Source organism: Megasphaera stantonii, from assembly GCF_025567065.1.
Taxonomy (GTDB): domain Bacteria; phylum Bacillota; class Negativicutes; order Veillonellales; family Megasphaeraceae; genus Megasphaera; species Megasphaera stantonii.
This window is the reverse complement of sequence record NZ_JAOQKD010000022.1, coordinates 5,589-27,253: the sequence shown is the minus strand read 5'-3', so window position 1 is coordinate 27,253 and position 21,665 is coordinate 5,589. Positions and strand designations below refer to the sequence as shown.

The window sequence follows — 21,665 nt, the reverse complement described above, 5'->3', positions numbered from 1 at the left end:
GAGGTGATACGATGGAACCGCGTAAAATTAGACTGACAGAGGAAGAAAAGAGCATTATCCGGACACTGGGTCATAGCCGTCTGACGGCAGAGTATCTGAGCCATTGGCTGAACCGTCATGATTATGTACAAATCAATGCGCCGGCCGCATTGATGTCAATGGAAGCCAGGGGTTTTTACGAAGCCGTTTTATGTATTGCAGCGTTAGGGAGAAAGAATCATGTTGAAAGATGAAATTGGGCAGCGATTAAAGCGCTGCCGGCTGAAACGGAAGTATTCGCAAGAACACATAGCTGCGGTCCTGAACTGTTCCCAGGCAAGCTACGCATTGTATGAGTCGGGTAAGCGGATGATACCGATTGAAAAATTAATTGTCCTTGCAAAATATTATAAGGTTAGCACGGATTATTTTCTGGGGATTAGGCTGAGGAATCTCGAATAATTATCTGGTAGATGACTATGTGTATGCTATAATATAATAAGATTAAAAGCGTTGTTTTAAGAATATATTGATAAAATACCGAAAAAACTGATTATAAAGTCAAAGAGGTGGGGAGCCGGAAGATACAAGAAATCAGGATTATTTATAACTTTAATGTATAAGATACGTTTAATATGAGTTGTTTTTTGTAGAAAAAATGGTTGTAATTTTGCATTATAAGTGGTATAATACGCCGTTAATAATAAGTAGGTGTAAGTTTATGGCTAAAAGAAAATACTATGCAGTAAAGACTGGGAGAAGTTCTGGAATATATAGTACATGGGATGAATGTAAAGCTCAAACGGATGGAGTTTCAGGTGCAGAATATAAAGCGTTTTTTTCATTGGAAGAAGCAGAACAATATCTTCGAGAAACAGATGAAGGTACTTCTCATATATTGCCGGAGACTACCATCAATAGTACTGATTTAAACGCTCAAGCGGAAGATCAGATTTCAGCTCTTAGTGAGACTGAAGTGGTAGCGTTTGTTGATGGTAGTTGCAATGAAACTGGAGAAAAATCTGCTTTTGGTGCAATTATATTTAGTCAGAATGGTAATAAAGATATATTATATAAGGCTTTTACAAGAAACAATGAAAGTGAGGAGTTTATTTCATTCAGAAATGTTGCTGCCGAACTGGAAGGAGTAAAAGAAGTAATTAATTGGGCCATCAAGTATAATAAAACAAAAATTACAATTTATTATGACTATGAAGGTATAGAGAAATGGGTTACAGGCCAATGGACTGCTACAAAAGATCTTACTAAAAGGTATGTTTCGTTTTGTCAAGAAAAAAGAAAAATTTTACAAATTGAGTTTATAAAAGTCCCTGCGCATGCTGGAATTAAATATAACGAAGAAGCTGATTTTATTGCTAGAAATGCTTTGTTAGCTAAAGGGTATAAAACTTATAATGATGGATCGGTTTATTTTGTTGGATATAGTGTATCAGATTGGAAAACAATAATTGAATGCATCAATGAGGAGAATGCAGGACTTGCTGATGAAAAAACTATCTCTTCTATTATTTTTACTCAGGAAACTATTGGAACAAGAGAGAAGATCCGAGTTACACAAGATAGAAGTTTAGTTGTCATAAACTGTTATCGAAATTCGAAATCTTATGTTCAAGGGAAACAAACCGTATTATTTCAGAAAATCATAGCTACTGCAATTGCATTGTTAGAAAGCCAACAGACCGTAATTGAAACATTGAACTGTTATCATGCGTTGACTATTGAGGAAAATGAAGTTGAAACACAGTTCGAACAAGTCTTACCTCATTATAGGCATGATTGCAATTTTCCAAAACACTATACAAATCTTTTATCTGCGGTTTACAATACGTTGCTTACTGGCTATATGCCAGATTATACTTGTTTAGTCACCCCTATATTTAGAGCATATGAGTATTATCTACATAGGATACTTGGGGATCTCATGGGACTAGATACTGAAACTAATACAGGAAAAAATTATTTTTCTTTCTTTTCTAAAAATTCTGATGGATTATATGAATGTAATAATAGAAGTAAAAATTTATTATCCCCGCAGCAGTTGAGGTATTTGAATAGACTTTATACTCAATACAATAGTGTTAGACATCCGTACTCTCATTGGTCGGCCAGTGATATTGATACCGCAGTTATTACAGATATCGCTACTGCTAGGGTGTTATTGAAAGATGGTTTAGCTATTATAGATCAGTATTATATTTTGTTTAAATAGATAAAGAGTTTGAAAGGAGGTAGCGTAATGGAAAAAATGATGTATAATCAAATTACAGATAAGGATTATCTTGGTATTATTACCATTCTTGATTACGAGACCTCTTTGCGCAAGTGTTTATCAAACATTCGTATTTATCCCCATGATAGAATTCAACGCAAGATTATAGTTGATTTGGCTTTGAAAGTAGGAATAAACCAGTATAGATTTGTAATGTATGATGTAACTGATGATGGGATACTTCTATGGAATACCAGTAAATATATTATTCCTAGTGAAGAGATCATGAGACTTGCCAATTTTTTTATAAAACAAAGAAGCAATATCCTTCCTAATTCCATGTTATCTAGTGCAATGCAAGATGCATTGTTAAGCTGCTAAAATCCATAAATTCCTAGTTCGATTTACCTCTTCTCAGTTTGAGAGGAGGTATTTTAACCTCTTTTTAATTCATTATTTGGCATTTTTGCAAAGAAATACAGGAGGTATGCAGATATAGAACTTTGATTTCTTAGAAGTAAGATCAATATTTATGTGCGACGGCGTACGATAAGCCATGAAAAATATTAAAGCTGCTATGTGATGCCTATCATCTGCCATTATTTTAATTGAATTTTAATCCGGCTCTCATTTTTCTTACTGATTTGGATGCTATAGTAAAAAAAAGAGTCTAAACTATGGCAGTCAATATATTCTGGGGAATGCTTACCCATCAGGAGCGAAAAGAAGTATTGGATGGATCACGCGTGTTGGAAATCATGGATAAGACAGCGAAGTCCTTCTTATTTTGGAATCATAAATTGAAATGCGGCGTTATTGGGTACCGTTTACAGGAATACCCACATGAAATACATATACCCGATAATGCTTTAGTCATTGATATTGATTGCAATAACATCTACATTGACCAGTCATGGTGATCATGCTATAGTTAAGACGACAGCGAATCAGGTAAGAATTGCATATAGAAGTCTTATAACCGTCCTAAAAAATAACTGGAGGTATGTGTGTTGAAAAATGCAGCTATCTTTGCTCCTAGTGATACTGTAGGATTTGCTTTAACAGCATATGCAGAATCAGAAGGGTTTGCAAATTACCATGTATTTGCAGACAAGAAGGAGTTATTGGCAAATATAAGTGAATACAGCCATATCATAGCGGCAGAGAATATAGATGAAATCGCAAACAGTACTGTCCATTTGATGATTCATGCGATATCTCATACGTAGATGGAAAATACGATTAGGTAAAAGACCTAATAGTATTTTTTTTAGGCAAAAAAATACTATCATATACAAAGACAGCCAGGAAAGGGTAAATAGTACGGCTATAGCCGCCCTTGCCTGGCTGTTTTGTATATGATACGGCCTTGCCGTCCTAAAAAACGCCATAACTAAAAAAGGAGCGGATCAGTATGAAAGCAAAACGGACATTTATTAAGATGGCTCGCAAGGCGGCAAGAGCGTATTATTCGGAAGATACAACTATTGATGTAAGTGATTTGCAATGGAGGGAAGTACAGAAACGGATAAGAAAAAATCTTATAGTAGTTCGAAAAATATATGGGCTAAATCAGAAACAGTGTGCTGACTTATTGGGTTTAAATCCGAAGTACATCAATGCAATGGAAAAAGGGCGGTATTATCCCAGCCTTCGGTGTGTGTGGTTGTTTTCCCAGCTCTTTTATATTCCAATTGAGTTTTTAGTAGCGTATGAATGGGGAGACGAAGAAACCCGTATTTGGATGGATGTATTAATGAAAATTGGGGGTGCTAGAGATAAAGCGTAAGCAGTTATACGAGAATGTGCGTTATTGAATCATAAAAATTATACTACAGAAAGAGTGAATACGGACTCACTCTTTCTTGCTTTTTGCCTGTAAATTATATTTATGAATTGGCAATAAAAACAGCTCTTAAAAATGATAGAATATTTCAAAAATCAAATAATTGTAAAAGACAATACGTTCATAGGGAAAGATTCGTAGCATAAGGAAGCTGCGGTTTTTATGGCATATTCAGCAATTTGAATAAATTAAATTTAATGATAGTTAACTTAAAGTACATAGCGATTTATTGAGATACATTGTTAATAAAAATCACTAAATTAGTGTTAAAAAGATTGAAAATTTAAACGTATCAGGCGTATAATGAAACTGAAAGGGAGGGGGGTAACCCTCTGACAGAACGTGTACATGGCATTGGAGATGGTAGCGGATGAGTAAAACAAAGCGCCAGTTGGCACTTGTTTGTAGTATAGCCCTGCTAGGGAGTATGGCGGTACAGGCGGCGCCTGTATCGCCGATGACGCAGCAGGAACAGCTGGAGCAGGCGCGCAGGGCTGATGAAGCGCGCAGCGAACGGCTGCAGCGGCCGGAACGAGTGGAAATAGAAGGCATCCCGGATCGCGAGGAATCCAAGCCGATTGCGCCCGGCGGTCCGTCCTTTTATATCCGCCAGATTCGCTTAGAAGGTATGGAACCGGAATTTGCGTTTCTTTGGGATAAAGCCGCAGAATTTGAGCATCGTGAAATGGACTTAGCGACTATCAATGAAACGGCACGTAAGCTGAATCAGGCATTGCTGGATAAAGGATATGCGACCAGCCGCGTGACCATACCGGAGCAAAAACTGGAACACGGCGTGCTGACGCTGGCCGTGCAAGCGGGGCGGATTCATGACTTTATCTACAGCAAAGACAGCCATGACATGACTTGGCGCACGGCGTTTCCCTGTCGCCCAGGAGATATATTGAATGTCCGCAAGTTGGAACAGGGGCTTGAACAGATGCAGGGCGTATCGTCGCAGACTGTATCTATGCGCCTTCTCCCTGCGGCGGAAGCCGGTATGAGTGATATTGAGCTCACTGTCAAGCGGACGAAGCCGGTTCATGGATTGATTTCTGTCGATGACTCCGGGCTTTCCAGTACGGGGCGTTTGCAGTTAAATGCGAATATTGCGATTGACAGTCCTTTCTATGCCAACGACTTATTGCAAATCGGACTGAACGGCGATGGGGCTATGGATGGATATGAACGGGGAACGCGGAGCCAAAATATATATTACCGGATTCCCTATGGACGGGAAACCTTCTCCATTTCATACTACCGATATAAGTACCACCAGACCGTGCATAGTATTCCCTATGACTTCATCAGCGGCGGCGAAACAGATGTAACGACGTTGACCTGGGAACACCTCATGAGCCGGGATCAGCGAAGCAAGGCCAGTTTCGACGTGAGCCTTCGCAAACGAAATTCCCATAATTTCATCAATGATGTGGAAATCCCCATTCAGACGCTGCATACGACGGCGCTGGAATTGGGGATATCCAAGGTGTTATACGGACAGAATTATACCGTATACGGCCGCGTAGGCCATCGCATGGGCCTGGGCTGGTTCGGTGCTATGCCGGAAAATGACTATGCCGACGGGCCAAAAACGCGGTATCATATGTGGCTGTTTGATTTTGACTACCAACATCCCTTCACGATGGGGCACCGGCCTGCCGTATATACGGCATCCTTTCATGGCCAATGGACCATGGCCGGCGACAGGCTGTACGGCGTAGATATGATTTCCATGGGCAACCGTTACACGGTGCGCGGTTTTGACGGCGAATATACTCTTATGGGCGAAAGCGGATGGTATTTGCGCAACGAGGTGGCATCCTCGATTCCGCAGCTGCACAGCGACGTATATATCGGTATTGATGTCGGTAAAGTGTATGGCCCCAGTACGGAAGATCTGGTCGGTAAAAATATAGCCGGCGCCGTGGTTGGCATGCGCGGCAGCTTTTCGTCTGGTCTTTCGTATGATGTCTTTGCAGGGCTTCCTATTTATAAGCCCGACGGCTATCATACGGAGCATGTAACCAGCGGCTTTACGCTTAGCTGGCGCTTCTAACGTGGAGGGGGGTAACCTGACGCAGCATATGAATGTTCTATGAATGTTCATTGATTATTCATTCCTTTTTTTGTATAGGCATTCTTGTAAGATTGAAATCATACATATCTAAAATGATATAGAGGTTCTGTTTTATAGCTGCAGGTTCTGGATTTGGGTGGACTCACGACCAGCTGGCGAGGAGGAATCACATATGAAACATAAAAATCGTCTTGCAAAACAAGTTACGGCATGGCTGTTATTAGGATTATTCGGTATGGACTCAGTACTAGCGGCTACGGCGCCGATTTTGCCGGATACGAACGCTCCTGCATCCCGTCAGCCTTTAGTACAGCAGACGGCTAACGGTATTCCTCTCGTGCAGATTGCCGGACCTTCTGCCGGCGGCGTGTCCATTAACCAGTACAGCAATTTTAATGTACCCAAAGAAGGCGCGATTTTAAATAACTCCCATACGGTCGTCAACACCCAGTTGGCAGGCTATATCCAAGGAAACCCGAATATTGCCCGAGGCCAGGCCAAGATTATTGTCAATGAAGTTACTAGTACGAATCCAACAGCGCTGAACGGCTTTTTGGAAGTCGCAGGCGCCCGGGCCAGCGTCGTGATCGCCAACCCGAACGGCATTTCTGTGAACGGCGGCGGGTTTATCAATACGGCCCAGGCCATGCTGACAACGGGCAAGCCGGTGTATGACAGCAGTAACAACCTGTCCCGCCTGCATATTACCGGCGGAACCGTATCTATCAATGGCAACGGTCTGGATGCCTCGCAAACGGACAGCGTGGATATTTTGGCCCGTGCCGTAGAAGTGAATGCTGGCGTATGGGCGAATCAGGCCAACGTGATTACCGGGGCGAATGATGTGAACTATGCCGATTTAAAGGCCACGGCGATTACTGGTCAGGGAGAACAGCCTGCCGTTGCCCTGGATGTGGCGGCTATCGGAGGTATGTATGCTAATAAGATTACGTTAGTTGGCACGGAAAAGGGTTTGGGCGTAAACGTAGCCGGTACGGTGTCGGCCACGCAGGCCTTAGCCCTCGATAACGACGGCAGCCTGCATATTACCAAGACCGGGGCCATGTATAGCGATGATACGCTGTCTGTGCATACAACAGGGAACGTTTTAAATGAACAAACCCTTGCCAGTGGCGGCAATGCTGTCATTCATGCCGAGCAGGGGCTTACCAATACGGCAGTAGTAGGCGCCGGCGTCAGCCGGGACGGTAAGATCGACAAGACCGGAACACTGACACTTCATGCGCCTGTGATTACCAATGACAATGCCCAGATCGTCAGCGGCGGCGATATGACGGTCGCAGCAGACAGCATATCTAGTAAAAGCGGCGAGTTCTCGTCCCAGGCTAATGCCAGCCTTACGGTCACGAATGATTTGATTACCGATAAAGGCAAGGTGACTGCTGTTGGAAATCTGACCATAGATGCCGGCTCCATGCCCTTGACAGGGATAATTGCCAGCGGCGGCGATACGTCGATTACAACCCGTGATTCTTTGCTTATGTGCGATAAAGAAGTAATAGAAGTGTAAAAAATTTTGCCGTTCCTATCCGGCACTTGGCCATTGTGTCGGATAGGTCGGGCGTTAGGCTTCGGGCAAGTCAATCTTGCCGACAAAGCTGTAATAAATCTCAATGTCCTGCCTGCGGGTGCCGTTCTCGTCATAGCTGCACTCATGCACGACGATTTTTTCAATCATTTCCCGCAAGAGGGTGGGGGTCAATTCCTCAAAGGCAAGGTGCTTTCGGACGATACCCATAAACTTTTCCGCGTTGACGGTGGCGGCCTGCGACTTGTCCAGTTCGGCCTGCAAAGCGGCGGCGCGGTCTTTCAGTTCCCGCTGCTCCTGCTCATAGTCTGCCGACAGTTCCATGAAACGCTCGTCGCTGATTTTGCCGTTTACATTGTCCTCATACAGCCGCTTGATAATGCGGCTCACTTCGGCAATGCGCTCCTGCGCCTGTTCAAGCTGCTTGGTGGCTGCGGCGGTCTTTCTCTTGCCGCCGATCTCGTTCTGCTGGATAAGCAGCTTCACAAAGCGGCTCTCATGCTTGGCGGCATATTCCGTTACTTGCCGGAGATTGGAGAGGACACCGGCGGTCAACAGGTCGGTGCGGATAAAGTGCGCCGTACAGTCGCGGGTGCGCTTCTTGTAGCTGCCGCAGATGTAACAGTCCTGCTTGCGGGTTTTGTTCTGATACCGCTGCTGGTACATCACATGGCCGCAGTCGGCGCAGAACAGCATACCGGAGAACAGCCCCACTTCATCATAGCGGTTCGGGCGTTTGCGTTGCTTGCGTAACTCCTGCACGCGCTCCCATGTTTCCCGGTCTATGATAGGCTCATGGTGGTTCTCAAAAATGGCCTGCTTCTCCACGGGGTTCTCTACACTGTGCTTGACCTTGTAAGAGGGCTTCTCCGTCTTGAAGTTCACCAGACAGCCGGTGTACTCCCGGTTTTCGAGGATATGCACGACGGTGTTCGTCGCCCACTTGCACTCATAGCCGGGGTGGTAGCGGCGGGTGCTGCCCGTCCTGCGGTATTCCAGCGTCCCCGGCGTGGGGATTTGCTGCTCCGTAAGCATACGGGCAATCTTGGTCGGTCCGTTCCCGGCAAGGCAAAGCTGGTATATCTGCTGGACAACCGGCGCGGTTTCCTCGTCAACGATATAGTTCTCGTCCTCGTCCATGAGGTAGCCATAGACCGGCTTGCTGGTAACAGGCTTGCCGCTCATGCCTTTTGCTCGTTTTACTGCCTTGATTTTCTTGCTCGTATCTCTCACCAGCCATTCATTGAACAGATTTCGCAGAGGGGTAAAATCGTTGTCCATGCCGCCGTTTGCGCTGTCCACATTGTCGTTGACAGCGATAAAACGCACTCCCTTTTGGGGGAACAGCATTTCCGTGTAAAACCCTACCTGCAAGTAGTTTCGCCCTAACCGGCTCATGTCCTTGACTATGACCGTACCCACTTTCCCGGCTTCAATGTCTGCAAGCATGGCTTGAAAACCGGGTCTTTGAAAGTTTGCGCCGGAGAAGCCGTCGTCGGTGTACCAGCGCAGATTGGTAAAGCCGTTCTGCTTGGCGTAGGTTTCCAAAATCCTTTTCTGGTTCGATATGGAATTGCTCTCGCCTTGCAATTCGTCCTCATGGGACAATCTCGGATAAAGGGCGGTAATGAGGTTTTGGGTGGCTTGTCTTAACATAAAATCCTCCGTTTCCGACAGCCAGCCCCACTATTCCGTGGTTTCATTGTACCACGGAATAGGGCGGGCTGTATAGCGGCAAAAGTGTAAAATCAGCTTCTTTATGATTTGTCAAATTGCCGATTTTTGTGTAGCAGCGGCTTCCGCTTCCAGTACCCGCGCCATTTTGTCGGCGGCGGTGGTCGTGGTGTCTTTCTTGAAATAGCCGGACACGACAAGGACGGAATTGCCCATGCGGATTTCCGTCACGCAGTCGGGGCGGCGGGTGGTGCGGGTGTCGTGCTGCTGTCTATCTGCCATAGGCAATACTCCTTTCAGTCGGTAATCAGTTTCTTCATGCTCTCCATTTTCCGCTGCGCGGTTTCCTGCCGGAAGTTGTCGCCGGTAAAGCGTACCGGGACGCACATGGAAAGCAGGCGGTCATAAATCCGGGAATGGGCGGTGTCCTCCGGGTTCCGCAGGTCGTCCAGCGTGAGGTTGGTCGTGACGATCAGCGGCTTGCCGCTACGGTAACGGCTGTCAATCACATTGAAAACCTGTTCCAATCCATACTCGGTGCCGCGCTCCATGCCGAAGTCGTCAAGGATAAGCAGCGGATAGCGGCAAAGGCGGGAAATGTACTCGTTGCGGTTCTCAAAGCTGGCGGCAAGGTCGTTGAGGATAAGGGCAAAGTTCGTCATGTGGACGGGGATTTCTTTCTCCATGAGGGCGTTTGCAATACAGCCCGCAAGGTAGCTTTTCCCGGTTCCCACGCCGCCCCAGAACAGGCAGCCGATATTGTCGGCTCGCATATCCTCCCAGTGTTCCACATACCGGCGGGCAATCCCGGCCTGCGGATTTCTGCCGTTGTCGTTCTCAAAAGTCCAGTCCCGCATGGTGGGGTCGGTAAAGCCCCGGCGTTTCAGTTCCTCCACGGTGTCAAGGTGCCTGCGCCGCTTCTCTGCGGCCTCCCGTTCCTCGCGGGCGGCTCTCTGACAGTCGCACTCTGCCGGGTGGCGGTCACGGCCAAAGATAGCAGCCTTATCCGGCGCAAAATAGGCTTCTTTCGGCTTGCGGCACTTGCCGCAGTACAGTAAACCGTCCTCGCCGGTGTAGTCCTCCGGCTCCGGGGTGGTGGCCGTCATATTCTCCAAAACAGCGTTGATTTCGTTCTTCATAAACTCTCGCCCTCCTTGCATGAGTAGTCTGGTATGCCCTTTTTCGGGGCTTTCTTTTTGTCGTTCCCCGCCCATATCCGCAGGGCGGCGGCATAGTTCTGATAACTTTTCCCGTTGGCGGCAAGGTAGCGGCTCATTTCCTCGATGAACCGTTCCAACCTGTCGGGGTACTCTGCCTGCAACTCGTCGTATTCGGTCTGCGACAGAAAAATATTCTGGTATCGGCCATAGGGCGCGGGCGGCTCCCCACTCACTCCCATTGTTTGGCTCTCTGTAAGGTTGTTTATAGTAGTTTGGTTAGGGGACGGTTTTCCGACCATCATAAGGTCGGTTTTCTGACCATCAGTAGGACGGTTTTCCGGCTCTATGAGGGTCGGATTTCCGGCCATCAGTTGGTCGGAAAACTGTACCTGTGGCACACGCGGCACTTTCACATATAGGCGGTTCGGTGCGGAGAAGCCGCCCCGTTCCCGTTCCAGCAGCCCCGCCATGTCCAGTTCATTAAGCGCCCCCTTTATGGTGGTGCTGCCCTTATCCAGTATTTCGGCTATCTCCGCGATGGGATAGATAATATATATCCTGCCCTCGTCGTCCTGCCACTTGTTCTTCTGGGAAAGTGTGGAACGGTCTAACAGCAGCGAATACAGCAGCTTGGCGGTCTGGGAAATCTCCATTTTCAGCAGGAAACGGGGGTAGGGCAGATAGATAGGCAGCGGCGTGTCTGCCATGATATAATCAGCGATAGTATCACCTCCCTGTGTTTCGGGTTGATTTTGGCGTTTTGTCACGCCTTAGAACGGCGTTTCCGGTGGAAAAGGATAAATGTATCGCGTACCCTTTGACACCCACGAAAAAAGCCTTGATTTATGCGGGTTTGAAAGGCTCTAAAGCGTGACATTTCTGCCTTTGTTTCCGCTTTCTCTCGGCGGCTTTGATTTTCTTCATGCGTCCGGCGCAGCCGGGACAGTATTTCCCCCGGTTGGATTTGGGGACAAATGCCGCCCCGCAGACGGCGCAGCGTTTCCGGCTCCCTCGGTGCAAGAGGGCTGCGGCCAGTTCCCCGTCAAGGGGCAGAACAGCCACACGGAACCAGCGGCACATGAGGGAAAGGGAAATGCTCTGGACGCACACGCAAGGCTCCCCGTCGTCTAACAGCAGGCAGTTTCCCTCGTCGTAGTTACAACACTCATGTACCAGCCGCCGCGCCCGCCGATGCTGGCGGTAGTCCATTCTCGGTAACTTATCGCTCATGGCTCTGCTCCTTTCTGCGGTGCGGCTCGTTCCGGCGCAAAATCTGGTCGATGTTCCGCTTGACGGTCTGCAACTCCTTGAACCGCTGTTTCTGTTCGTGATAGGTGTTATACAGGCCGTCTTTCTCGGAGATAAGCTGCTCGATCTCGGCCTGCAACGCTTTCCGGGCGGGCAGCTTGGTAATGCCATGCGCCTTGAAATACCGGGCGGCTGCGTCGGCTATGATAAAATCGCTCTCGTTTGCCTGCCGGTATGCGTCACGGGCTTTCTGCGATTTCTGCGCCCGCAGCCCGTCACGGGCGGGCTTGGTCTTGGCATAGGCAAGTACCTGTTGCTGCAACTCCTTTTTCCCTTGTAGCTTGGTTTCCAGTGCTTTCAGTTCGCCGCTGGTCTGGCGCATTTCCTGATAGGCGGTATCAACAGCGGCTTCTAACTGCTCCGGGGAAGTAAAGCCGTATTCCTGATACACATTCAGCGTCTTGGCTGCCTGCTTCAGATTGTGTATCTTCGCCCAGTGTTCATAGCCCCGGCCTTTGCCCTCGGCCAGCTTCTTTTCAATGTCCACAAGCCGCTGCACACTTGGGGCCCCCGCAAAGCCGTCTGGCTTTGCGGGGAGAGGAGAAGCAGCGGAATGAGTGAGCTTTCCCGCTTGCGGGGAAGCGAAGGATATGGAGCTTGCGCCGACGAGTTTCGGGGCGGTTTGTGGGGCTTTTGTAGGCTGTATGCCGGTTTTCCCATGCCGGGGGTATTCGGGTATGGCTGCGGCCTTTTCTGTGGCTCTGGCGGCGTTCTGCTCCAAAACGGCAAAGACAGCGGCGCGGTCAAAGTCGTCGCCCAGCTTCCGGGCGGTAATGGGCTTCGTCCTGTCCGGCGTGAGGTAGGAAAGCCGCCCACGGCTCTCCTTAACGCTCACGCCCTCCCGCAGCAGCAGAGAGGAAAATTCGTCAAAGCTGGCGGCGGTGGCAAGGGCTTTCCGTATGGTCTGCCGCAGCTTCTCTTTGTTCGTTTCAAACTTGGTCTGCCGGGGCGTGATACCGCCTGCAATCATGGGGGCGTTCTGCCTGTCCAGCTTGGCCTGTCCTTTTTTCTGCGCCCAATACTCCCGGTCGGTCACGCGGTTCTTACTGCCGTTCAAGAGGTCGATTTGGTAAAGCCCCTCCCGGTGGCACATCTCCATGACTTCGGACTTGAAGTAGCGCAAGGCTGCGTCGGTACAGCGGTGCTTGCAACCGGCCTTTGTATCGGCTGGCCTGTCCATATAGGGCAGGAACGGCACTTCCTCTATCCGCAGCGAATTGATAACGATATGCACATGAATGTTGCCGCTGTGGTTATGCCCGTCCGGGTGGGTGCATACAAGGGCTTGGTGGCCGGGGAAATGCTCTTTACAGAATTGCTCCCCCAATGCCTGCGCCCGGTCTACGGTCAAGCCATTGTCCGGGCCGTCCCGTGGGTCAAAGCTGATGATATAGTGGTGGCTTTTTACATCTTCCCGCTGCTGGTTCTTTCCGTATCGGAGATTTGCCCGCATACACGCAACGGCAAAATCCTCCCCGTCGCAGTTCAGTGTGGACAGCCGGTAGTCCTCGCGGGGGATAAGCCTGCCGGTTTCATCAAGGACGGGCTTCATGGTAAACTCGTCATGCTCAAAAAGCAGGTATTGCTCGGCGGCTCCGTAGTCGGCATTTTTAGAGTTGATATGCTTGAGTGTTGCCAACCGCGTCACCTACTTTCTTGAGGACTTCATACTTGAGGGCGGCAAGGTCGGCTATGGCAGCGCGCACCTCGCCGGACAGCGCATTGTAAGGTGCGCCGTACTCGTTCAGATACCGGGCAATCTGATTGAGATTGCCGCCGATCCTGCCGTACTCGGCGGCCAGCTTTCCAACAGCGGAAAGCAGTTCATCATTGACCGCTGACACATGGATAACGGGGCGTATGGTCGTGCGCCGTATCGCCTGCCGGAGAAATTCCGACTGGCTGATACCATAGGGCGCAAGCCGCGCTGTGAAGTCGGCGTATTCATCTTCGGACAGCCGGGTTTTCACAACGCGGCTGCGGTGGGGTGTGTTGTATTTCTTTCGCATGGTCGTGACCTCCTTTCTTGCCGCATGAGCGCGGCGGGGATAAGCGGCGCAAGCCGCATAGCAGGGTTTGGGGAAGGCACTCCCCAACAAGTTTCCCGCGAGGGGCAAAACCGCAGAATTGCGGATTTTGGCACCGTGGTAGAAACTTGCTCTCCGTGACTGCAAACTTTCTCTCACTTCCGTCCGCCACTTTTTTGGAAAACTGCAACCACAAAAGTTTGTTTCTCTTTTTCTGCTACTACTAATCCTGTAAAGGGCATTCCTGCCCGCTTTCGCTAAAATGACACCGGACGCAGTGGTTTCTACCCGGTGTTGGAGAAATCCTTTCTCTTTGCCCTCTACTACGGGTAAATGCTCCAAATGCCAAACACCAGGGCAGAAAAATTCCCTCCTCGCTTACTACTACAACCGGCAGGGGGCAAAATGGCCGGGAGCGGAGCCGGACAACAAAAAAAGCAGTAAATCTTTTTCAAGACTTACTGCTTTCGCTGGCCGCGTCGGTGGCGGCTGGTATTCAGTTTTTATGACTTGTCCGGTGGTTCGTCAAGCCGGAACTTGAATTGACAGTCAATTAACCGCTGCTTTACATAGTCCTCCACCTCGGCGTTGACCTGCCCGTTCACTTTTGAGAAATAGCGGATATATCCGGCGTAGTGGAGCAGGACAGCGTTCACGGCTTCTGGGTCGCCCTCACGGGCTTTGAGGATTGTTTCATAGGGGAGAAGTCTACTCATACCGGCTCACCCCCATTTCTTCGCGTAGCCGCTGCAAGGCAAGCTGGATATGCCGCCCCGCTGTGCTGCGTGACCGGCCAATACACGCGCCGATCACGCGCTGCGGCTGGCGCAGAAAGTAATAGCGCAGGATTTCTTCCCGCGTCTGCTCCGGCAAAACAGAGATCGCGTCGGCAAGGGCGGCGTTGCAGAGCAGGACGGTCTGACCGCAGACGGTAAATGGGTATTCCTCGTCCGGCTCCGACGCGGCAAACTGGACAAACTTCTCGTTCATCAGATAGTCAAGGGAAACTTGCCGTTCCCATTGCCGTTTAAGCTTCAAAATCTTGTCCAAGGCGGCACAGCGGATAACAGTCTTGCAAAAGGCGTTGTACCTGCGCTGGATATATTCTTGATAGGCTATCTGGTCGGTCATGGAAATTCCCCTTTCTGAATAATAGTGCGGGGCGGTGGCACTTCTTGCTGTCGCCCCTTGATTGCCTACCAGCAAAGGCGGGCGGGGCTGTCAACGGCTGCGCATATGCGCCGTTCATCTTGACCGTTGACTGGCTCGGCTGGGTTTGCTATTTACCCGACAAACTTGAATTTATTTTAAGCTATCACGTTTTACCTTCTTAAGCCTTACTATCATTACCATAGGAATTTCTTTGTTGGTTTTAAAACATTCTTCATAAAATCCATCAATGACAAATCCAGCTCTAAAACAAAGGTTAAAAATATCTTGTATGGAACGATGATAATAAATCTGCTCTTTCGGTTGCCCTTCAATCGCTATATCATAGTAACTGTGCGGTGTCATATATTTTTCAGTCAACGTGACAAAACAAGGGTGTTGCGTTGCAAAGACAAAAATTCCGCTTTCCTGCAACAGTTCATAAACAGCCATAAGAAGTGGTTCAATATCCGTAATATCCATAATTGCCATATTAGAAACTGCTTTCGTAAAGGCTCGATTTCTTTTTAATTCTAATATACTTTTTCTATCGGTCGCATCCGCCACACAAAATTCAATTTGTTTTGCATATTGTGATTGCCGTCTTTTAGCCAATTCTATCATTTTTTTGCTGTAATCAAAAGCGACAACCGAAGCGCCTCTTTGTGCAAGATACGAAGAATAATTTCCATTGCCACACGCAATATCCAAAATGTAATCCGCAGGATTAGGAGATAGAAGTTCCGTTACTTTGGGACGCACTACCTCTCTGTGAAATTCATTAGATTCGTCACCCATTGCATTATCCCAAAATTGTGCGTTCTCCTCCCAGATTTTTTTACTTTCCTCTGTTCCCATGTTCTCTCCCACTCCCCAAATTTGCTTTTTTGCTTCCATTAAATCTTCCTTACTATATTCCATTGTTACCCTCCATAACTTCTGATTGTTGCCGTCTTGACGATTATGTATCTTTACATTACCTTCTGAAACATATGGCGCACCTTGTCCAGGCGGCTGTTTGGACGGCGGGGCTGGATGACCGGCTGACCGACAGCGGCCTGATATCCTTTCAGCTCTGTAAGGCATACGCTCCGCCCGTTGGTGTAAAAGGCCAGATCAGTACGGTATGCCTGTATACAGCGGGCGGGAATCTCGCCAGTAAAGACAACTTCATCCTTTTTTACCTGGGCCGTTTCGATGGTGGCACAGTATTTCGGTGCATCATGATAAGCCCTGGAAAGGTATTCCTGGGGCGCATAGAGGATGAAGGAGAGATAAGGTTCCAGCAGCTGCGTCCCCGATTCCTTCAATGCCTGTTCCAATACAATCGGGGCCAATGAGCGGAAGTCCGCCGGCGTGCTGACCGGACTGTAATAAAGCCCGTATTCAAAGCAAATCTTACAGTCCGTTACGTTCCAGCCGAACAAGCCCTGCTCCAGCCCGTAACGGATACCATCCCTGACAGCGTTTTGAAAACTCTGGTTCAAGTATCCCAGCGAAACCCGGCTCTCGTATTGTACACCGGAGCCAAGCGAGAGTGGTGTAACAGACAGTCCTATGGATGCCCAAAACGGGTTGGGCGGCACCTCGATATGGATGGTGTGGCTGGCTGCTTTGAGCGGCCGCTCCATATAAATGACGGAGGGTTCCTTTACCACTGTTTCAAGCTTGTATTTTTCCGACAGCAAAGCGGAAACAACCTCCAACTGCACCCGGCCCAAAAAAGAAAGAATGATCTCATGGGTGATGGAATCCACTTCGCAACGCAAAAGCGGGTCAGTATCCGCAAGTTGCGTAAGAGCGTCCAGCAGCCGTTCTCTTTGCGCTGCCGTTTTCGGCGCAATCGTCGTCCGCAGCATGGGGAGGGGGTCCTCGCGCCACCTTTTACGAGGGAGCCGGGTTTGGTCCCCTAATACATCGTTTAACCTCACGCTGTCGCTGGGAAGGATAACAATTTCACCCTGATAAGCGGTGTCTGTCCGAACAATTTCCCCTTTGGATGGAATACGCATCTCTGTGATTTTCAGCTTTTCTCTCCCGGCCAGGGCCACCGTATCCCGCAGGCGCAGCGTTCCGCTGTATAACCGTAGATAGACACGCCGCTGGCCGCAATCGGTGTACTCAACCTTGAAAACGCTGCCGCATAGGGCGGCGCCCCCCTGTTCCCCAATCGGTTGGAACAGCCCTGTCACCGCATCCATCAACGGTTGAATGCCAAGGCCATTTTTGGCGCTGCCATGATAGACTGGGAACAGGGAGGCGTCTTGAACCCGCTGCTGTTCCTCCCGCGCAAGTTTTTCCCGGCTGATTGGTTCTCCTGCGATATACTTTTCCAATAATTCATCGTTATTTTCGATGACCGCATCCCATGCTTCTATGTCGGTATTTTCCTCCAGGACTATTTCCGGGGACAGCGACACCGTCTGCTTGATGATAATATCGGCGGAGAGCTTATCCCGAACAGACTGAACCACGCTCTGCAAATCAACGCCAGCCTGGTCGATCTTGTTGATAAAGATAACGGTGGGAATGTTCATTTTCCGCAGGGCATGGAACAGAATACGGGTCTGGGCCTGCACGCCATCTTTAGCGGAGATCACCAAGATGGCCCCATCTAAAACAGCCAAAGAGCGGTACACCTCCGCCAAAAAATCCATGTGGCCGGGCGTATCCACAATGTTAACTTTACATCTGTGCCACTGGAAGGAAGTGACTGCCGCTTGAATGGTAATCCCACGCTGCCGCTCCAAAAACATGGTGTCCGTCCTCGTTGTCCCTTTTTCGACGCTCCCCGGTTCTGAAATGGCTCCGCTGGCATATAGCAGGCTCTCCGTCAAGGTCGTCTTTCCAGCGTCTACATGGGCAAGAATTCCAATATTGATTATTTTCATGTGATTGTCCTCCCTTTACAGCCCCAAAGGGCATAAAAATCCCCAGCAGTAAAATACTTTTACCACTGGGGATTATAAGTTGCGGACATACACATATACAGCATACACCTGTTTGTGATTGCTGTTTTTGGGGATATGTCAAAATTGATAAGGCAAAAGTATTCTTAAATTGGGTACAAAAAACTAAGCCCCTACAAAAGGAGCTATCATAATCCTTTGTTCCCACTATTTGATTATAGTTTTATTTAAGAATACCTTGCCGCATATTTTTTACTCCTTTTCTGGATTAAATCATTGTATCACATCAGTTTTAGGAAAGCAAGTACCTAAAAGAAATTTTTCTTCCCCTTATATGTAACAATCATACCGGCTTCCTAGCGTTCAGAATGTTTTCTGCTGTCTGCTGTGGTGTTTGGTTGGAATTGTCCAACCAAAAGCCGATCCGTGGTGTTGTCTGCATTTTACTAAATACAAATTCAATGTATACAGAAAGATATAAGGAGTGGGAGGGATTCCGCCGTAGTTGGCATTGTAGGAAAATCCAAAAGTTTAGATTTTCCCACAATGCTTATCTTTTGGTCTTTGGTTCGGAATAGTGTAGTGCTGGCGGTCTATCTCTTGTTTTCGGTTGCTTGCTTCCTTACCGTACATGAGCATTTGACCAACGAATCCAGCGCAGATGGCTTTGGAACCATAAAAGCAGATGGAAATATTACCCTTACGACAGACGGCAGCCTGACCAATATCCGTGATATAGAAAGCGGCAAAACCCTGACGGTTCATGCCGCTGCGGCAGTTACCAATAAAGAGACGGGGACGCTGAATGGAAATGACGTAGCAATTACGACGGGGGATGTCGATAATACGGGCCTCATCACGGCCAACGCGGCGGCTTCCATTACAGCATCTCACATTAAGAACCATGAAAATGGCCGTATATACGGCGACGATATTACCCTTACGGCGGATACCATAGAAAACCGGCAAAATACAGAATTAGAAGAACAATTAGCCGCGGCGATGGCCGTCTTGGCGGAAAAGGAACAGGCATTGGACGACGCTTATCGTGCCGACGTCACAAAGTATACGAATGCGTCCCAGGAACAGCAATATAAAGATGCGATTGCTGCGGCGTCTAAAGCCTATGACGACCAGCTTGCCGTCGTGCAGGGCATCCAGGAAGACATGGCGACCCATAAATCCGGTTCCATAGCGGCCCGGAACACGCTTACCATTACCGGGGCGAAGTCTGTCTTAAACAGTTCCGGCGCGCTGCTGTACAGCGGCGGCGATATGACGATTACGGCAGGCGATACGATCACGAACCGTGGTGCGACAATCGACAGCATGGGAAACCTTAGCCTGACGGCTTCCCAGGTGTCCAATGAAAACGACGCCTTTTCCGCAAAGCGCGTCGGCGGGGACTGGGTTAATAATCCGGAAAAGATACGTATAGACCAGGCTGGACATTCGGAACAGGGGCAGGCCTTTGACCGCAGCGAATTTTCGAATTTAAGCAGCGGCTACGGCGCCTATCATCACCCTAATGCGATGGAAATTTACGAGCCTGCTTATGATATCGTTGAAGAACCGGGGCCGGGAGAAACGGCAGATCCGGCTTATCCAGTAGGGTCTAAAATTGCCAACTATGATTGGGATGACCCGATTTTTGAAACATTCGGGCTGTCTCCGATGACGTCTGCCCGGCCGGAAGAAGCCGGCGTGGCCCAGACGGACTGGGATACCCGTTTTAATGCGCTTCTGGAACAGTTGCAAACTAAGATTACGGAGCACAACGCCGAAGCAGAAAAGCATAATGCGGCGCTTGGCATTGCCGATAGCCAGAAGATCGATCCGTATACCATTATACGTACCCATTCCCAAACATCGGAAAATGTTGTCCAATCGACGAATGCCGGCGTCATCCGCAGCGGCGCGGATATGACCATCAACGGCGACCTGCGCAACGAAAACAGCCAGATGGCGGCTGGAAATACGATGACGGCGACAGGTAAAGTTGAGAATGTGGCCAAAGAAAATCAGGAGCTGACTGTAACCTTCGGTACGACACAGGGAAGCTATACCTATAAGCGTAGCTGGCCTCATAAATCGCGCCGCCGCAAGTATAACGACGAAGTATTCATGACGCCGCAGGTGGAGGAAGGCAATACGTCGCCGATGAACGTATCTTCCTTTGAAGACCATTCAGATAATGCCCCTGCCGGGCAGGATATTACGCAGGAAGCCCGGGATGACGCCAATAAGTTCCTGGACCCGTTTACGATTGATACGTCGGGCAGCACAGCGACGCCTGGCCAGTGGCAGGATGCGTCCCGCAACCTGACGAGTTCCCTGTATAACCTGAATCCGGATACGACGGCAAAATACCTTATTGAAACCGATTCGGCTTTTACGAGCAAACATAATTTCCTGTCGTCGGATTACATGTACGAGCAAATGAAGTGGGACCCGGAACGGGTACCGAAACGCTTAGGCGATGGGTTTTACGAACAACAGCTCATCCGCGACCAGATTTTAAACCAGACGGGACAGCGGTATCTGGACGGCTACAGCAGCGATATGGAAGAGTATAAGGCCCTGATGGATGCAGGAATTGCCTATGCCAAAGAAACGGGCCTCGTGCCGGGCGTATCCCTGTCGCCGGAACAGGTCGCAGCCCTTACCAGCGATATGGTATGGCTGGAAACGAAGACGGTCATGGTAAACGGCGAGCCGCAGGAGGTCGTCTATCCCCGTGTCTATCTGCGGGCTAACAGCAATATGACGTTATCTGCCGACGGCAGCCTGATGAGCGCCAAGAATCTCGTGATCGATACGAAAGAAGCTGTGGAAAACAGCGGCGTGCTGCAGGGAAAGACGGTCCAAATTCAGGCAGGGCTGGTACAAAACACCGGCCGTATTCAGGGCGGCGCCATTGGAATCCAAAGCGAATCGGATATTTACCAGTGCGGCCTGATGACGGCGACCGATTCCGTGCAGTTGTCGGCTCAGCATGATGTCGTTATGGATAATACGGCAACGCATCTTGCCAACCAGGATGTGCTGAATCGCACGGCAGGGATTGCCGTGACAGGTGACGATGGCGTGCTGCTCGTTGAAGCCGGCCATAATATCGACCTTGCCGGGGCGACCTTACAGGCCTTGGGAGATAACGGTGCGGTAATCCTGAATGCCGGTAATGATGTAAACTTGACAACGCAGACCTTGTCGGCGAAAAAAGACATGACCCTTAACAGCGATAACTACCTGCGGACGCAGCGGCAGACGGAAGTTGGCACGTCGATTGACGCCAAAGGCGGCGTCGCTGTCCAGGCAGGCCAGGATATCAACGCGCGGGCGGCGTATATCAACAGCGATGACGGCACGGTTGCCATGGCAGCCGGACGGGATATCAACCTTACGACGGGCCGTGAAATTGCCGTGGACGACTTTGGCCTGAAGCATAAGGAATCAGGGCTGCTGTCGAGTTCGACGACGACTATCCGTACCCATGACGACCATCAGACGGTCCTCGGTACGACGATTACCGGTAAAGAGGTACAGATGGGCGCCGTACAGGACGTGAATATGACGGCGGCTGCCGTTGCCGGCCAGAATGACGTGACCGTAGCGGCAGGGTGCAATGTGACGACGACATCGGATATGCAGTATGATAAAGCAACGGCCTATACGAAGGTCAAATCTTCCGGCGTATTGGGCGCAGGCCTTGGCATCATGATTGGTACGCAGAAGATGCAGGATAACTATGAAG

The 21,665-nt window shown here is 49.1% G+C and carries 20 protein-coding genes and 1 pseudogene; 10 read left to right on the top strand and 11 right to left on the bottom strand.

Translation table 11 applies throughout. The features are described from left to right. Window positions 1-11: 11 nt before the first annotated feature. The 9 genes from OCV58_RS10180 (at window position 12) to OCV58_RS10140 (ending at window position 7,666) form a co-directional block, all read left to right on the top strand. A complete protein-coding gene (locus OCV58_RS10180) occupies window positions 12-233 on the top strand; it encodes a hypothetical protein (RefSeq protein WP_154877768.1) in 222 nt (73 codons plus the stop codon). After that, window positions 220-441, top strand: coding sequence for a helix-turn-helix domain-containing protein (locus tag OCV58_RS10175; protein WP_154877767.1), 222 nt, complete (start codon window positions 220-222; stop codon window positions 439-441). The genes OCV58_RS10180 and OCV58_RS10175 overlap by 14 nt, the downstream gene beginning before the upstream one ends. A 259-nt stretch (window positions 442-700) precedes the next feature. Then, window positions 701-2,209, top strand: coding sequence for a ribonuclease H1 domain-containing protein (locus OCV58_RS10170; RefSeq protein WP_267312887.1), 1,509 nt, complete (start codon window positions 701-703; stop codon window positions 2,207-2,209). 27 nt (window positions 2,210-2,236) lie between these two features. Beyond that, window positions 2,237-2,590 carry a type II toxin-antitoxin system RnlB family antitoxin gene (locus OCV58_RS10165; RefSeq protein ID WP_154877765.1) on the top strand — a complete coding sequence of 118 codons (354 nt, stop codon included), beginning with the start codon at window positions 2,237-2,239 and terminating at the stop codon, window positions 2,588-2,590. Window positions 2,591-2,886: 296 nt separating this feature from the next. Continuing rightward, on the top strand, window positions 2,887-3,129 hold the full coding sequence (locus OCV58_RS10160; RefSeq protein ID WP_154877764.1) for a hypothetical protein: 243 nt from the start codon (window positions 2,887-2,889) through the stop codon (window positions 3,127-3,129). A gap of 90 nt (window positions 3,130-3,219) precedes the next feature. Further along, entirely contained in the window at window positions 3,220-3,438 is a 219-nt protein-coding gene (locus tag OCV58_RS10155; protein ID WP_267312886.1) for a hypothetical protein, read from the top strand. Between the two features lie 185 nt (window positions 3,439-3,623). Then, a complete protein-coding gene (locus OCV58_RS10150) occupies window positions 3,624-3,998 on the top strand; it encodes a helix-turn-helix transcriptional regulator (protein WP_154877762.1) in 375 nt (124 codons plus the stop codon). A 484-nt stretch (window positions 3,999-4,482) separates the two neighbouring features. Continuing rightward, window positions 4,483-6,114, top strand: a complete 1,632-nt coding sequence (locus OCV58_RS10145; RefSeq protein WP_267312885.1) for a ShlB/FhaC/HecB family hemolysin secretion/activation protein — start codon at window positions 4,483-4,485, stop codon at window positions 6,112-6,114. A gap of 193 nt (window positions 6,115-6,307) precedes the next feature. Further along, a complete protein-coding gene (locus tag OCV58_RS10140) occupies window positions 6,308-7,666 on the top strand; it encodes a filamentous hemagglutinin N-terminal domain-containing protein (protein WP_154877760.1) in 1,359 nt (452 codons plus the stop codon). Between the two features lie 54 nt (window positions 7,667-7,720). Here the strand turns inward: OCV58_RS10140 and OCV58_RS10135 are convergent, their stop codons facing one another. The 11 genes from OCV58_RS10135 to tet(W) all read right to left on the bottom strand — a co-directional run bounded on the left by OCV58_RS10135 (window position 7,721) and on the right by tet(W) (window position 17,893). Beyond that, window positions 7,721-9,340 (bottom strand): IME_Rho_tet family element recombinase, encoded by a 1,620-nt coding sequence (locus OCV58_RS10135; RefSeq protein WP_009259632.1) that lies wholly within the window; start codon window positions 9,338-9,340, stop codon window positions 7,721-7,723. A gap of 111 nt (window positions 9,341-9,451) precedes the next feature. After that, window positions 9,452-9,640, bottom strand: coding sequence for a transposon-encoded TnpW family protein (locus OCV58_RS10130; RefSeq protein WP_009259633.1), 189 nt, complete (start codon window positions 9,638-9,640; stop codon window positions 9,452-9,454). A 14-nt stretch (window positions 9,641-9,654) separates the two neighbouring features. Beyond that, on the bottom strand, window positions 9,655-10,497 hold the full coding sequence (locus tag OCV58_RS10125) for an ATP-binding protein (protein WP_009259634.1): 843 nt from the start codon (window positions 10,495-10,497) through the stop codon (window positions 9,655-9,657). Next, a complete protein-coding gene (locus OCV58_RS10120) occupies window positions 10,494-11,285 on the bottom strand; it encodes a replication initiator protein A (RefSeq protein WP_258553999.1) in 792 nt (263 codons plus the stop codon). Before OCV58_RS10120 ends, OCV58_RS10125 begins: the two co-directional genes overlap by 4 nt. Window positions 11,286-11,361: 76 nt before the next feature. Then, window positions 11,362-11,748: an IME_Rho_tet family cysteine-rich VLP protein gene (locus OCV58_RS10115; protein WP_009259636.1), complete on the bottom strand. Its 387-nt coding sequence runs from the start codon at window positions 11,746-11,748 to the stop codon at window positions 11,362-11,364. Next, complete coding sequence (locus OCV58_RS12270; RefSeq protein ID WP_449566821.1) at window positions 11,738-13,474, bottom strand: relaxase/mobilization nuclease domain-containing protein; 1,737 nt, start codon at window positions 13,472-13,474, stop codon at window positions 11,738-11,740. Before OCV58_RS12270 ends, OCV58_RS10115 begins: the two co-directional genes overlap by 11 nt. Continuing rightward, window positions 13,437-13,835 carry an IME relaxosome accessory protein gene (locus OCV58_RS10105; RefSeq protein WP_009259638.1) on the bottom strand — a complete coding sequence of 133 codons (399 nt, stop codon included), beginning with the start codon at window positions 13,833-13,835 and terminating at the stop codon, window positions 13,437-13,439. Before OCV58_RS10105 ends, OCV58_RS12270 begins: the two co-directional genes overlap by 38 nt. 521 nt (window positions 13,836-14,356) lie before the next feature. Next, window positions 14,357-14,569: a helix-turn-helix domain-containing protein gene (locus tag OCV58_RS10100; RefSeq protein WP_002586615.1), complete on the bottom strand. Its 213-nt coding sequence runs from the start codon at window positions 14,567-14,569 to the stop codon at window positions 14,357-14,359. Then, window positions 14,562-14,984, bottom strand: coding sequence for a sigma-70 RNA polymerase sigma factor region 4 domain-containing protein (locus tag OCV58_RS10095; RefSeq protein ID WP_002586616.1), 423 nt, complete (start codon window positions 14,982-14,984; stop codon window positions 14,562-14,564). The genes OCV58_RS10100 and OCV58_RS10095 overlap by 8 nt, the downstream gene beginning before the upstream one ends. A 171-nt stretch (window positions 14,985-15,155) precedes the next feature. Continuing rightward, window positions 15,156-15,923: a class I SAM-dependent methyltransferase gene (locus OCV58_RS10090; RefSeq protein WP_002586626.1), complete on the bottom strand. Its 768-nt coding sequence runs from the start codon at window positions 15,921-15,923 to the stop codon at window positions 15,156-15,158. Window positions 15,924-15,973: 50 nt separating this feature from the next. Continuing rightward, window positions 15,974-17,893 carry a tetracycline resistance ribosomal protection protein Tet(W) gene (gene tet(W), locus OCV58_RS10085; RefSeq protein ID WP_002586627.1) on the bottom strand — a complete coding sequence of 640 codons (1,920 nt, stop codon included), beginning with the start codon at window positions 17,891-17,893 and terminating at the stop codon, window positions 15,974-15,976. A gap of 618 nt (window positions 17,894-18,511) precedes the next feature. On the opposite strand from tet(W), the pseudogene OCV58_RS10080 reads away from it, so the two are divergent. After that, window positions 18,512-21,665 (top strand): annotated as a pseudogene (locus OCV58_RS10080) (S-layer family protein); the annotation flags it as partial.